The 14,331-nt window shown below is 41.3% G+C and carries 13 protein-coding genes; 11 read left to right on the forward strand and 2 right to left on the reverse strand.

Annotated features, from left to right (window positions below; translation table 11 throughout):
* Window position 1: 1 nt before the first annotated feature.
* The 9 genes from murD (at window position 2) to lpxC (ending at window position 9,793) form a co-directional block, all read left to right on the forward strand.
* Window positions 2-1,312: a UDP-N-acetylmuramoyl-L-alanine--D-glutamate ligase gene (gene murD, locus DK857_RS03250; protein WP_109401536.1), complete on the forward strand. Its 1,311-nt coding sequence runs from the start codon at window positions 2-4 to the stop codon at window positions 1,310-1,312.
* On the forward strand, window positions 1,312-2,505 hold the full coding sequence (ftsW, locus tag DK857_RS03255) for a cell division protein FtsW (protein ID WP_109392862.1): 1,194 nt from the start codon (window positions 1,312-1,314) through the stop codon (window positions 2,503-2,505). Before murD ends, ftsW begins: the two co-directional genes overlap by 1 nt.
* Window positions 2,502-3,584, forward strand: a complete 1,083-nt coding sequence (gene murG / locus DK857_RS03260; protein ID WP_109401537.1) for an undecaprenyldiphospho-muramoylpentapeptide beta-N-acetylglucosaminyltransferase — start codon at window positions 2,502-2,504, stop codon at window positions 3,582-3,584. Before ftsW ends, murG begins: the two co-directional genes overlap by 4 nt.
* Window positions 3,585-3,625: 41 nt before the next feature.
* Window positions 3,626-5,089 carry a UDP-N-acetylmuramate--L-alanine ligase gene (murC, locus tag DK857_RS03265; RefSeq protein ID WP_109401538.1) on the forward strand — a complete coding sequence of 488 codons (1,464 nt, stop codon included), beginning with the start codon at window positions 3,626-3,628 and terminating at the stop codon, window positions 5,087-5,089.
* A gap of 5 nt (window positions 5,090-5,094) precedes the next feature.
* On the forward strand, window positions 5,095-5,451 hold the full coding sequence (locus DK857_RS03270; protein ID WP_109401539.1) for a hypothetical protein: 357 nt from the start codon (window positions 5,095-5,097) through the stop codon (window positions 5,449-5,451).
* A gap of 1 nt (window position 5,452) precedes the next feature.
* On the forward strand, window positions 5,453-6,238 hold the full coding sequence (gene ftsQ / locus DK857_RS03275; RefSeq protein ID WP_109401540.1) for a cell division protein FtsQ: 786 nt from the start codon (window positions 5,453-5,455) through the stop codon (window positions 6,236-6,238).
* Window positions 6,239-6,283: 45 nt separating this feature from the next.
* Window positions 6,284-7,540 carry a cell division protein FtsA gene (gene ftsA / locus DK857_RS03280; protein ID WP_098942190.1) on the forward strand — a complete coding sequence of 419 codons (1,257 nt, stop codon included), beginning with the start codon at window positions 6,284-6,286 and terminating at the stop codon, window positions 7,538-7,540.
* Between the two features lie 70 nt (window positions 7,541-7,610).
* Window positions 7,611-8,777 (forward strand): cell division protein FtsZ, encoded by a 1,167-nt coding sequence (gene ftsZ / locus DK857_RS03285; protein ID WP_023581499.1) that lies wholly within the window; start codon window positions 7,611-7,613, stop codon window positions 8,775-8,777.
* A gap of 98 nt (window positions 8,778-8,875) precedes the next feature.
* Window positions 8,876-9,793, forward strand: a complete 918-nt coding sequence (gene lpxC / locus DK857_RS03290) for a UDP-3-O-acyl-N-acetylglucosamine deacetylase (protein ID WP_036913397.1) — start codon at window positions 8,876-8,878, stop codon at window positions 9,791-9,793.
* A gap of 34 nt (window positions 9,794-9,827) precedes the next feature.
* On the opposite strand, the gene DK857_RS03295 is transcribed toward lpxC, so the two are convergent.
* Window positions 9,828-10,343: a DUF721 domain-containing protein gene (locus DK857_RS03295; RefSeq protein WP_109401541.1), complete on the reverse strand. Its 516-nt coding sequence runs from the start codon at window positions 10,341-10,343 to the stop codon at window positions 9,828-9,830.
* Between the two features lie 45 nt (window positions 10,344-10,388).
* On the opposite strand from DK857_RS03295, the gene secM reads away from it, so the two are divergent.
* Both secM and secA read left to right on the forward strand, forming a co-directional pair.
* The gene (secM, locus tag DK857_RS03300) at window positions 10,389-10,916 is read left to right on the forward strand and encodes a secA translation cis-regulator SecM (protein ID WP_075670795.1); all 528 of its coding nucleotides are present in this window, start codon (window positions 10,389-10,391) and stop codon (window positions 10,914-10,916) included.
* A 98-nt stretch (window positions 10,917-11,014) separates the two neighbouring features.
* Window positions 11,015-13,723 carry a preprotein translocase subunit SecA gene (gene secA, locus DK857_RS03305; protein WP_098942193.1) on the forward strand — a complete coding sequence of 903 codons (2,709 nt, stop codon included), beginning with the start codon at window positions 11,015-11,017 and terminating at the stop codon, window positions 13,721-13,723.
* Window positions 13,724-13,817: 94 nt separating this feature from the next.
* Here the strand turns inward: secA and cueR are convergent, their stop codons facing one another.
* Complete coding sequence (gene cueR, locus DK857_RS03310; RefSeq protein ID WP_109392868.1) at window positions 13,818-14,267, reverse strand: Cu(I)-responsive transcriptional regulator; 450 nt, start codon at window positions 14,265-14,267, stop codon at window positions 13,818-13,820.
* Between the last annotated feature and the right edge of the window lie 64 nt (window positions 14,268-14,331).

Consider the following 14,331-nt stretch of genomic DNA (forward strand, 5'->3'; position numbering starts at 1 on the left):
GATGGCAAATTATCAGGGAAAAAAAGTGGTTGTTGTTGGGCTTGGAATAACAGGCCTTTCCTGCGTTGACTTTTTTATCCGCCAAGGTGTTACACCTAAGGTTATTGATACACGCCAAAAACCAGGAGGCTTAGATAAGCTTCCTGCTGACGTCGAATATCATACAGGCAGTTTTCATCAAGCATGGCTTAATGATGCAGATTTAATTATCTCAAGCCCTGGCATCGCACTTTCAACACCCGCGCTTGTTGAAGCGGCAAATCATGGTGTTGAAATTGTCGGTGATATCGAACTGTTTTGCCGTGAAGCCAAAGCACCTATTGTTGCGATTACTGGATCTAACGGTAAAAGCACTGTGACAACGCTAGTGGGTGAAATGGCAAGTGCGGATGGTATTCGCGTTGGAGTCGGTGGCAATATTGGTGTTCCAGCGCTGACCTTATTAACCGAGCCTTATGATTTATATGTATTAGAGCTATCAAGCTTTCAGTTGGAAACGACTTATAGCTTACAAGCCGCGGCTGCAACGGTATTAAATATTAGCGAAGATCATATGAATCGCTATCCGTTGGGATTAGAGCAATATCGTGAAGCAAAACTGCGTATCTACGATAACGCTAAAACCTGCGTTTATAACGAAGATGATGTATTAACGCTACCTTTAGCAGGTAAAGATAATCGCTGTGTTAGTTTTGGTGTTGGACAAGGTGATTATCAGCTTGATAACACAAATCGCATTTTAAAAGTGAAAGGTGAGAAAGTCCTTTCAATGGCTGAAATGTATCTGTCAGGACAGCATAACTATACGAATGCATTAGCGGCATTAGCACTTACTGACGCAGTGGGTATTTCTCGTAAAGCAGCAACTGAGGTACTGAAAACGTATCACGGTCTTGCTCATCGTTTTCAATTAGTTTATTCACATCAAAATGTACGTTGGATAAATGACTCGAAAGCGACCAATGTGGGAAGCACAGAAGCAGCATTACGAGGGCTTGAAGTTGAAGGTACATTACACCTTTTATTAGGTGGTGACGGGAAATCGGCTGACTTCTCTTCTTTATTGCCTTATATCAGCGGTGACAATATTCGTCTGTACTGTTTTGGACAAGATGGACAAGCATTGGCAAATCTACGACCAGATGTCTCTTTATTAACAGTGACAATGGAAGAAGCCATGCGAGCCTTGGCACCGACTGTAAAATCAGGAGATATGGTGTTGCTCTCTCCTGCATGTGCAAGCTTAGATCAGTTTAAATGTTTTGAGCAGCGTGGTGATGAATTTGCACGTTTAGCAAGGGAGCTTGGCTGATGAGCATATTCGCAATGCGAAGATTAAAACAGTGGCTAGTGGGCAGTTATCAAACTGAGAATACGGCATTTGTGCCGTATGATCGCACTTTGCTCTGGTTTACTTTCGGATTAGCGGTTGTCGGCTTTGTTATGGTGACATCGGCTTCAATGCCAGTAGGTCAACGTCTTGCAGAAGATCCTTTCTTATTTGCGAAACGTGATGGTATCTATATCGTTGTCGCATTTTGTATTGCGTTAATCACCATGCGCATCCCTATGGCAATTTGGCAACGTTATAGCAGCTTAATGCTGTTTGGCTCGATACTCCTTTTATTGGTGGTATTAGGTGTCGGAAGTTCGGTTAATGGTGCTTCACGCTGGATTGCAGTGGGGCCATTTAATTTCCAGCCTGCTGAATTATCAAAACTCGCACTGTTTTGCTATCTATCGAGTTATTTAGTTCGAAAAGTTGAAGAAGTTAGAAACAACTTTTGGGGTTTCTGTAAGCCGATGGGGGTGATGTTAATACTGGCTGTTTTATTGTTATTACAGCCAGACTTAGGAACGGTTGTGGTTTTATTCGTCACAACATTAGCGTTGTTATTTTTAGCGGGCGCTAAAATTTGGCAATTCTTAGCTATCATCGGCTCAGGAATTGCAGCTGTTGTTATGTTGATTATCGTTGAACCTTACCGTGTTCGACGCATTACTTCTTTCTTAGAGCCTTGGGAAGATCCCTTTGGTAGCGGTTATCAGCTTACACAATCTCTAATGGCTTTTGGCCGTGGGGATTTACTGGGACAAGGTTTAGGAAACTCAGTACAAAAATTAGAATATTTACCTGAAGCGCATACCGACTTTATTTTCTCTATTCTTGCTGAAGAACTTGGTTATATCGGTGTGGTTTTAGTGCTTTTAATGGTATTCTTCATCGCTTTTCGTGCGATGCAAATTGGGCGACGTGCGCTGATCCTAGATCAACGTTTTTCAGGCTTTTTAGCTTGCTCTATCGGGATATGGTTTACATTCCAATCATTGGTCAATGTAGGCGCAGCGGCAGGCATGTTGCCAACAAAGGGATTAACCCTTCCTCTTATTAGTTACGGTGGTTCGAGCTTGATTATTATGTCAACCGCCATCGTGATGTTATTACGAATTGATTATGAAACACGTCTAGCACAAGCTCAGGCGTTTGTAAGGAGCCCGAAATGAGCGAGCGTAGACGCCGTTTAATGGTTATGGCTGGTGGTACTGGGGGGCATGTATTCCCAGGACTGGCTGTTGCTCATTATCTACAATCCCAAGGTTGGGAAATTCGATGGTTAGGAACGGCGGATAGAATGGAAGCCGATTTAGTACCTAAACATGGTATCGAAATTGAATTTATTCGTATCTCAGGCTTACGTGGTAAAGGGATTAAAGCGTTAATCGCAGCACCTATTCGTATTATTAAAGCGATTTTCCAAGCTCGTGCCATTATGAAGCGCTATCAGCCAGATGCTGTACTTGGTATGGGTGGCTATGTTTCAGGTCCGGGCGGTGTTGCTGCTTGGATGTGTGGGATCCCTGTTATTTTGCATGAGCAAAATGGTATCGCTGGATTAACCAATCGTTGGTTATCTAAAATTGCGAAACGTGTGTTACAGGCTTTTCCGGGGGCATTTCCTAAAGCACCTGTTGTTGGAAATCCTGTTCGTGAAGATGTATTGGCACTTGAAGCACCTTCAGTACGATTAAAAGAGAGAACAGGGTCTATCCGTGTACTGATTATTGGTGGTAGCCAAGGCGCTAGAATTTTAAATCACACCTTACCTGTAGTTGCAGGTTTGTTAGGTGAACATGTTACAATCTGGCATCAAGCAGGAAAAGGTGGCGAAAGTGATACAAAAACACGCTATCAGAACGAATTAGCAAAAAATTCAGTTAAATCTGAATATAAAGTTACTGAATTTATTGATGATATAGCGCAAGCTTACCAATGGGCTGATGTTGTGGTGTGTCGTTCAGGTGCATTAACCGTCAGTGAAATTGCCGCAGCGGGATTACCCGCTATTTTTGTTCCTTTCCAGCACAAAGATAGACAGCAATATTGGAATGCACTACCGCTAGAAAAAGCGGGTGCCGCACGAATTATCGAGCAAAATGATTTAACTCCAGAAGTCATTGCACAAACCCTGAAAAATTGGGATAGAGAAACTTTGTTAGCAATGGCAGAGAAAGCAAAAAGTGTTGCGATTACGGATGCCACAGAGCGCGTAGCAAATGTGATAATCGAAGTGGCAAAAAAATAAACGTAACTTGTAACCATTAACTTAGAGTGAAGAAGTAAATAGTGAATACACAACAACTGGCAAAATTAAGATCGTTTGTGCCTGAAATGAGAAAAGTTAAGCATATTCACTTTATCGGCATCGGTGGTGCGGGTATGGGGGGAATTGCTGAAGTGCTGGCTAACGAAGGTTATAAAATCAGCGGTTCTGATTTAGCACCAAATGTAGTCACACAACAGCTCGTTGCCTTAGGCGCAACAATCTATTTTAATCATCGCCCTGAAAATATTCGTGGCGCAAGTGTTGTTGTGGTTTCGACAGCAATCAGTGCTGAAAACCCTGAGATTATTGCAGCAAGAGAAGCGCGTATTCCCGTTATCCGTCGTGCTGAAATGCTGGCTGAATTGATGCGTTATCGTCATGGCGTTGCGATTGCTGGAACTCATGGTAAAACCACGACAACAGCGATGATTTCAAACATTTATGCGCAAGCGGGTTTGGATCCTACTTTTGTTAATGGTGGGCTTGTTAAATCGGCTGGTACGCATGCTCGTTTAGGTTGCAGTCGTTATTTAATTGCTGAAGCAGATGAAAGCGATGCATCGTTTTTACATTTACAACCAATGGTTGCTGTTGTTACGAATATCGAAGCAGACCATATGGACACATATCACGGTAATTTTGACAATCTAAAAGAGACGTTTATTACCTTTTTGCACAATTTACCATTCTATGGTCGTGCTGTGATGTGTCTGGATGATGATGTGATCCGTTCGATTATTCCTAAAGTGGGTCGTTACATTACAACTTATGGCTTTAGTGAAGATGCGGATGTTCGTATTACACATTATGAACAAAAAGGTGCTCAGGGCTTTTTCACTATTTCTCGTGAAGGTATGCCAGATTTACAAGTTGTCTTAAACGCACCTGGTCGCCATAACGCATTGAATGCGACGGCCGCGGTTGCTGTAGCCACAGAAGAAGGCATTGCTGACGAACATATTTTAGCCGCATTACTTAACTTCCAAGGTACTGGACGTCGTTTCGACTTCTTAGGTAACTATGGTCTTGAGCATGTTAATGGCCAAGAAGGTGAAGTCATGCTAGTGGATGATTATGGTCATCATCCAACAGAAGTTGATGCAACGATTAAAGCAGCGAGAGCAGGATGGCCAGACAAACGTCTAGTGATGATTTTCCAACCTCATCGCTATACACGTACTCGTGATTTATATGAAGATTTTGCCACTGTTCTCAATCAAGTTGATATTTTATTATTAACAGAAGTTTATTCTGCTGGGGAAGCGCCTATTGCTGGTGCTGACAGTCGCTCACTTTGTCGAACAATTCGCCAACGTGGGAAGCTAGATCCTATCTGGGTTTCTGATGTGGATAATATTTCATCAATATTAGCGGGTGTATTAACAGATAATGATCTTGTTTTAGTTCAAGGTGCTGGAAATATTGGTAAAATAGCGCGTCGCTTAGCAGATACGAAATTACAGCCATCTTTCAGCGAGGATTAAGACGGATGTTTGAGCAAGTGAACATCATTTATGGTGAAATAGTCAATAAACTAACTGTAATGATGGGGTGTTATGAAGAAAGTAACACTGTATTGGCGAAAAAAATGATCGGGAATTCGCTTGCTCAAATCTGTGTTGAGAAAAAATTTCAGTTAAAAAGTAAGAAAAATGCAGAAAAATTCGCTATTTCTTCTTTTAAAGTAAATAATTCTCAACAGATTGAACAATTTAGTGATTTAATTATCAAATCTAAAAGTGTTCATAAAGTATATATATGTAGGAAAAGTATTAATCGCTGGAATATCGGACAAAAGGATGGGCGATTCTCTTGTTTAAACGTTGCTCAGGAGTTAGTGGGTTAATATGTCACAAGCAGCGCTAAATATAAAAGAACATAAAGAGAAGCAACATTCTGACAGACCAAGTAATGGTACTTATTTATCAGGATTAATCTTTTTCTTATGTGTGATTGCCACCATCGTTTGGGGTGGAATACAAGTGGTTAATTGGATGAAAGACGCAAATCGTCTGCCAATATCAAAACTTGTATTAACAGGCGAGCGCCATTACACAACGAATGATGATGTGCGTCAGGCCATTTTGTCTTTAGGACAGCCGGGCACATTTATGACACAGGATGTGAATATTATTCAGCAACAAATTGAACGCATGCCATGGATTAGGCAAGTCACTGTTCGTAAACAGTGGCCTGATGAACTTAAAATCCATCTGGTAGAGTATGTTCCCTTTACTCGTTGGAATGATACTTACTTTCTTGATAAAGAAGGGCGTGTTTTCAGTCTGCCAACGCAGTTGGAAACCAAAGGAAGTTATCCTTTGTTATATGGCCCACAAGGAAGTGAAAAAATGGTGTTGTCAGGTTATATCACAATGAGAGATCAGCTTCTTGCAAGTAACCTGAATTTAAAAGCAGCGTCAATGTCTGCCCGTCAAGGATGGCAATTAGTTTTAGACAATGATGTCCGATTGGAGTTAGGTCGTAAGGATAACGAAAAACGGATCGCTCGCTTTATTGAGTTGTATCCGATACTGCAACAACAAACGGATAAACGAGTTGATTACGTGGATCTGCGTTATGACAGTGGTGGTGCAGTCGGATGGGCTCCTTTATTACTTGAGAATGAATAAACAAGACGTGGCAGATGACACGATGAAGGCGAAGGCAGAACAATAATGATCAAAGCGACGGACAGAAAATTAGTAGTTGGTCTTGAGATTGGTACGGCCAAAGTAGCCACCCTTGTCGGTGAGATCCTGCCTGATGGTGTAGTGAATATTATCGGGGTGGGAAGTTGTCCATCTCGGGGCATGGATAAAGGTGGCGTTAACGATCTCGAATCCGTCGTAAAATGCGTGCAACGGGCGGTAGATCAGGCTGAATTAATGGCTGACTGTCAAATATCTTCAGTATATTTGGCGTTATCAGGCAAGCATATCAGTTGCCAAAATGAGATTGGTATGGTGCCAATTTCAGAAGAAGAAGTAACTCAAGATGATGTTGATAGCGTGGTACATACCGCGAAATCCGTCAAAGTAAAAGATGAACACCGTGTTTTACACGTTATACCGCAAGAGTATGCCATTGATTATCAAGAAGGGATCAAAAACCCAGTTGGATTATCGGGCGTGCGTATGCAGGCTAAAGTTCATTTAATTACCTGCCATAACGATATGGCAAAGAATATTGTAAAAGCAGTTGAACGCTGTGGGTTAAAAGTGGATCAACTGATTTTTGCGGGGCTCGCTTCAAGTTTCGCTGTATTAACAGAAGATGAACGTGAATTAGGTGTGTGTGTTGTTGATATTGGTGGCGGTACAATGGATATCGCTATTTATACCGGTGGAGCATTAAGACATACCCGCGTTATTCCTTATGCAGGCAATGTTGTAACCAGCGATATCGCTTACGCTTTTGGCACACCGCCAAATGATGCAGAAGCTATCAAAGTTCGCCATGGTTGTGCATTAGGTTCTTTAGTTGGTAAAGATGAAAATGTTGAGGTTCCAAGTGTCGGAGGCAGGCCACCAAGAAGTCTGCAACGACAAACTCTTGCTGAGGTGATTGAGCCTCGTTATACCGAATTGCTCAATCTTGTTAATGAAGAGATTTTAAAAGTTCAAGAACAGTTACGTCAGCAAGGGATTAAGCATCATTTAGCCGCAGGTATCGTGCTAACAGGTGGTGCTGCACAGATTGATGGACTTGTTGAATGTGCTCAACGTGTTTTCCACACGCAAGTACGGATCGGTAAACCGTTAAATATTACCGGGCTAACAGATTATGCGCAGGATCCCTACTACTCAACAGCTGTTGGGCTCTTGCATTACGGTAAAGAATCTCACTTTGGTGAGGAAACTGAAACCGAGAAACGCTCTGCTGTCGGTGGTTTATTTAAGAAACTCACTGGTTGGCTAAAAAGAGAGTTTTAATAATCAGACAAATTTAAAAAGAGGTCGTTTGAGCAAGCGGCCCTGAGAAGGCACAAAACGGAGAGAAATTATGTTTGAACCTATGGAATTAACCAACGATGCGGTGATCAAAGTCATCGGCGTTGGTGGCGGCGGCGGTAATGCGGTTGAGCACATGGTTCGTGAACGTATTGAAGGTGTAGATTTCTTTGCAGTCAATACGGATGCTCAAGCGCTACGTAAAACAGCGGTCGGACAGACTATTCAAATTGGTAATGCCATTACGAAAGGCTTAGGTGCAGGTGCAAATCCTGAAGTGGGCCGTAATGCTGCTGAGGAAGACCGCGAAGGGTTACGTGCAGCACTTGAAGGTGCCGATATGGTCTTTATCGCAGCAGGTATGGGCGGTGGTACTGGTACTGGTGCTGCGCCTGTTGTTGCAGAAGTGGCTAAAGAATTAGGCATTTTGACCGTTGCTGTAGTAACTAAGCCTTTTAATTTTGAAGGCAAAAAACGTATGGCATTTGCGGAACAAGGTATTACTGAGTTATCAAAACATGTTGACTCATTAATCACTATTCCAAATGACAAATTATTAAAAGTACTTGGTCGTGGCATTTCATTATTAGATGCATTTGGTGCAGCTAATGATGTATTAAAAGGTGCAGTTCAAGGTATCGCTGAACTAATTACTCGCCCAGGTTTAATGAACGTTGACTTTGCTGACGTAAGAACTGTGATGTCTGAAATGGGTTATGCCATGATGGGCTCTGGTGCTGCGAAAGGCGAAGATCGTGCTGAAGAAGCAGCAGAGATGGCGATTTCAAGTCCATTATTGGAAGACATCGACTTATCTGGCGCTCGTGGTGTGTTAGTCAACATTACAGCAGGCTTTGACTTACGTCTTGATGAATTTGAAACAGTGGGTAATACCATTCGTGCATTTGCATCAGATAATGCGACAGTGGTTATCGGTACATCCCTTGACCCAGAAATGAATGATGAATTGCGTGTGACTGTGGTTGCAACAGGTATTGGTATGGACAAACGTCCAGAGATTACGCTGGTAACTAATAAACAGAATCAGCAAAGCGCAATGGAGAATCGTTACCAGCAAATGCAAAATAGCATGTCTTCTTTCTCTGCCGTAGAAGAAAGTAAGCCAGCTGCAAAAGCCGTTAACGAACAATCTACTCAGGCAAACAAAGAACCGGATTATTTAGATATCCCTGCATTCCTGAGAAAACAGGCTGATTAATCGCCAAAAAGATTGGCATCTCCGCTTTTTGTGCTAAACTGTCCTGCCAATTATAAGTATAATGATTGGTAGGACGGATAACATTGCGAGATAAAATGATGATCAAACAACGGACATTAAAACGAATTGTACAAGCAACTGGTGTGGGCCTTCACACGGGTAAAAAAGTTACGCTTACAATGCGTCCGGCGCCAGCAAACACTGGGGTCATCTACCGTCGTACTGACTTAAATCCACCGGTGGATTTTCCAGCAGACGCAAAATCAGTTCGTGATACTATGTTATGTACTTGCTTAGTTAACGAAGACGATGTGCGTATATCAACCGTTGAGCATTTAAACGCAGCACTGGCTGGTTTAGGCATTGATAATATCGTAATTGAAGTGAATGCACCTGAAATTCCAATTATGGATGGAAGTGCAGCACCTTTTGTTTTCTTGTTACTTGATGCAGGCATCGAAGAACTTCGTACTGCGAAGAAATTCATTCGCATCAAAGAAACAGTACGTGTAGAAGATGGCGACAAATGGGCAGAAATGCGTCCATACAACGGGTTTAAATTAGATTTTACTATCGATTTTAATCACCCTGCCATTGATGCAAGTACACAACGTTATAAATTAGATTTCTCCGCTGAGTCTTTTATGAGCCAAATCAGTCGTGCTCGTACTTTTGGATTTATGCGTGATATCGAATACCTGCAATCTAAAGGATTGTGTTTAGGCGGAAGCTTCGATTGCGCAATCGTAGTTGATGACTATCGTGTTCTCAACGACGATGGCCTGCGTTTTGAAGATGAATTCGTTCGTCACAAAATGTTGGATGCAATCGGTGATTTATTTATGTGTGGCTATAACATTATTGGTGAATTCACCGCGTTTAAATCAGGTCACGCACTGAACAATAAATTGCTCCAAGCTGTATTAGCAAAAGAATCTGCGTGGGAATTCGTCACATTTGAAGACGAAGCGCAAATGCCTGTGGCATTCAAAGCTCCCTCAATGGTCTTTGCTTAATTCCTGCGAAGGAAAGCGCGTTAATTATCTCTAATTAGCGTTCATCTTTGGTTGCACTTGTACTCTCTCCGGCAAGTGCAGCCAACCGCTCTAATCTCTCTCTTAATTTCTTCGGGCTTTTCTCTGCCAAATACTTCAATGATTGTGCGCTTTCTAAACTTAAGTGGCGTCTCTTTATAGGCTCTTGCTCTTTTAATGATGATATTAAAGATCTTTTTTCCTGTTTTATTCCCAAAGACGGATTTATTTTGATGTCTATTGAGGATAAGGATGGTAAAATTTCTTGTCTCAATGCAGAAAGTAATGATGGGGTTTCATAACGTAAACGCGTTAACCAACTTGCGTTTGCAACTTCAATAATTAAAATAGCACTGCGATAATTTGCGACACGGCACTTATCTCGTAAAGGAACGGGTAAAAGAGCCATGACGGCGCGATTTAATTTTAGTAAAATCGTTGCACGCTGTTGTATAAGTTGTAATGTACTTTTATTGGAACCTTCAAGTTCAATGAAGATTTTTTCCAATGATTGTGGGTAACTATCCCGCATAGATTTTGACTCCACAAAATAAAGATTAATGAGCAACGAAGGTTAATGAGCATTATAAGTTTTTGGCGACAGTTTGGCAGGCGATATTTTTGGTCGCATCTGCTTTTAGGGATGGTAGCAGCAGGTATTGGAATACCTTCGCTGTTGTCTGCTCATGCCGAAAATCCACAGCAAACTGATACCCCTTTATCTCAAAACCGTCAAAGTCAGGCACTTATTGCGTTTGATAACTTATTCTTACGTCAAAGTGTACAGAATCCTGCTTCATCCTTCACCTTTAATTACTGGCAGCAACACGCAGTAAAAAATGTGATTAAACAGCTCTCTTTTGCATTCACCATTAATTCGCCTGAATTGATGGTTAAAGCCAAAGATGAACCGTTACCTGTTTCTAATGTTGCAGAGGTTATGCTTGATACTCTGTATGCCTTATTAACAGAAACTCCATCATCAGCACTAAGCAACCTTCCTCTTTCTGGCTATGTTTTAGTACAGAATACAAATTCCTATCATACCGGATTATGGCTTGCACAAATCCGTGGCATTCGCGCAGGGCCTTACCTAACAGCTTAATGAGTCACTTAATCTAATAAGATTATGATTATCTCTGTTTATTGATAGATACAGAGGCTTTTTTCGGCGTTTCACGCCATAAATGAGAATAAAGATTTATGTTAGGTAAAATTGTAACCAAAATTTTTGGTAGTCGTAATGATCGTACAATCCGTCGTATGCGTAAAGTTGTTGGTGAAATTAATAAATTAGAACCAGAATTTGAAAAGCTGACTGATGATGAGCTAAAAGCGAAAACAAATGAATTTCGTGAGCGTTTAAAGAACGGTGAAAAAGAAGAAGATATTTTACCTGAAGCATTTGCAACCGTACGTGAAGCAAGTAAGCGTGTCTTTGGTATGCGCCACTTCGATGTGCAGTTAATCGGTGGTATGGTGCTAAATGAACGTTGTATTGCTGAGATGCGTACAGGTGAAGGTAAAACATTAACTGCAACATTACCAGCATATTTAAATGCGTTATCAGGTAAAGGGGTTCACGTTGTTACCGTCAATGACTATCTAGCACAACGTGATGCCGAAAATAACCGTCCTCTGTTTGAATTCTTGGGTTTAAGCGTTGGTATCAACTTGCCAAATATGGCGCCACCAGTAAAACGCGAAGCCTATAATGCTGATATCACTTATGGTACGAACAACGAATTTGGTTTCGACTACCTGCGTGACAACATGGCATTTAGCCCACAAGAACGTGTTCAACGTAAATTACACTATGCTTTAGTGGATGAGGTCGACTCAATCTTAATCGATGAAGCGCGTACTCCGCTGATCATTTCAGGTCCAGCAGAAGATAGTTCTGAGCTTTATATTCAAATGAATAAAGTGATCCCTCACTTGATTTCTCAAGAAAAAGAAGACTCAGATACTTTCCAAGGTGAAGGCGATTACTCTGTTGATGAAAAAACACGTCAAGTGAATATCACAGAACGCGGTTTGGTTAAAATTGAAGGATTATTAGCAGATGCTGGCATGATGAAAGAAGGAGAGTCTTTATACTCACCGGCTAACATTATGTTAATGCACCATGTGACAGCAGCATTACGTGCTCATGCGCTATTTACCAAAGACGTTGATTACATTGTCAAAGATGGCGAAGTTATCATTGTTGACGAACACACGGGTCGTACAATGCAAGGTCGTCGTTGGTCTGATGGTTTACACCAAGCGGTTGAAGCAAAAGAAGGTGTGAAGATCCAAAATGAGAACCAAACATTAGCGTCAATCACATTCCAAAACTATTTCCGTTTATACGAAAAATTAGCAGGGATGACCGGTACTGCGGATACTGAAGCGTTTGAATTTAACTCTATCTATCGCTTAGAAACCATTGTTATCCCAACTAACCGCCCAATGGTACGTAAAGATCTACCTGACTTAGTCTATATGAATGAGCAAGGTAAATTTGCCGCCATTATTGAAGATATTCGCGAGCGTACTCAAAATGGTCAGCCTGTTCTTGTGGGTACCATTTCAATTGAAAAATCAGAAGAAATTTCTAAAGCGCTGACTAAAGCGAATGTTCACCATAACGTGCTGAATGCGAAATTCCACGCAATGGAAGCGGACATCATTGCTAACGCAGGTTTACCTTCAGCGGTAACTATTGCAACTAACATGGCAGGTCGTGGTACTGATATCGTGTTAGGGGGTAGCTGGCAAACTGAAGTGGCTAAACTTGAAGAGCCAACAGAAGAGCAAATCGAAGAAATCAAAGCTAAATGGAAAGAGCGCCATGATGCAGTATTAGCATCAGGTGGTTTACATATCATTGGTACTGAACGTCACGAATCTCGTCGTATTGATAACCAGTTACGTGGTCGTGCGGGTCGTCAAGGTGATGAAGGTTCTTCTCGTTTCTATTTATCTATGGAAGACTCCTTAATGCGTATTTTTGCTTCAGACAAAGTGTCTGGCATGATGCGTAAATTAGGTATGAATGAAACCGAAGCGATTGAGCACCCTTGGGTAACCAAAGCGATTGCAAACGCACAGCGTAAAGTAGAAAACCGCAACTTTGATATTCGTAAGCAACTGCTTGAATATGATGACGTAGCAAATGACCAACGTCGTGCAATCTATACTCAGCGTAACGAATTACTGGATGTGGCAGACGTAAGCGAAACTATTGATAGCATTCGTCAAGACGTATTCACTTCAATGATTGATAACTATATTCCACCTCAATCATTGGAAGAAATGTGGGATATCGAAGGCTTAACGGCATGTCTACAAAAAGACTTTGATTTAAATTTACCAATCAAAGAGTGGTTAGATAAAGAGCCTGAATTACACGAAGAAACGTTACGTGAGCGTATTTTAGAAAAATCTATCGAAGTTTATAAAGCGAAAGAAGAGATCGTTAGCGCTGAAATGATGCGTAACTTTGAAAAAGGCGTGATGTTACAAACGCTGGATTCATTGTGGAAAGAGCACTTGGCTGCAATGGATTATTTACGTCAAGGTATCCACTTACGTGGTTATGCACAAAAAGATCCAAAACAAGAGTACAAACGTGAGTCGTTCGCTATGTTTGCTAATATGTTGGAATCACTGAAATATGAAGTGATTAGCACGCTAAGCAAAGTACAAGTTCGTTTACCAGAAGAAGTTGAAGAGTTAGAACGTCGCCGTCGTGAAGAAGCAGAACGTTTAGCTAAACAACAGCAATTAAGTCATGAAGTGACAAAAGAGTCTCAAATGTCAGCCGTAGATGGTCAAGTCGCCGCAGGTAAAAAAGTGGGTCGTAACGAACCATGCCCTTGTGGATCGGGTAAGAAATTTAAGCATTGTCATGGTCAGTTAGGTTAATTTATCCATTGATGACAATGGTTATTTAACCTTTCGTTGAACAAGAAAATCCCGCTTAGTAATAAGCGGGATTTTTTTATGGTTGATAGAAAAACTAAATTGAAGAGCGAAGGTGGGAAAGGTGACTTTTGGTTGTTTTACTTTGAGAGCCTGACTTGGGTTCAACTAATCCAGCAATAATCGGGCAATCAGGATTGTTGTCACCTTGGCAATCTTTCGCTAAATATTCTAGCGTTTTTGTCATTCGTTGTAGTTCAGCAATTTTATGATTGAGCTCTTCAATGTGGGAGAGTGCAATAGATTTCACATCAGCACTGGCGCGTTCTCTGTTATTCCATAAAACCAACAATGTTGATATCTGTTCTGTCGAAAAACCAAGCGCTCGAGAATGGCGAATAAAACGAAAGCAAGCTACGTCTGCATCCGTGTAATCGCGATAACCTGAATCAGTACGAATAGCCTTGGGAATTAAACCAATCTGCTCATAATAACGGATCATTTTGCTTGAAATACCGGACTTTTTTGCTGCTTGACCAATATTCATTATGTCCTCCTTATAGGATAATAAAGCACTCTCTATAAGTATAAAGTAGTCGCTTTATAATATT

Origin of the sequence: Proteus terrae (assembly GCF_003144325.1) — a bacterium.
Lineage (GTDB): Bacteria > Pseudomonadota > Gammaproteobacteria > Enterobacterales > Enterobacteriaceae > Proteus > Proteus terrae.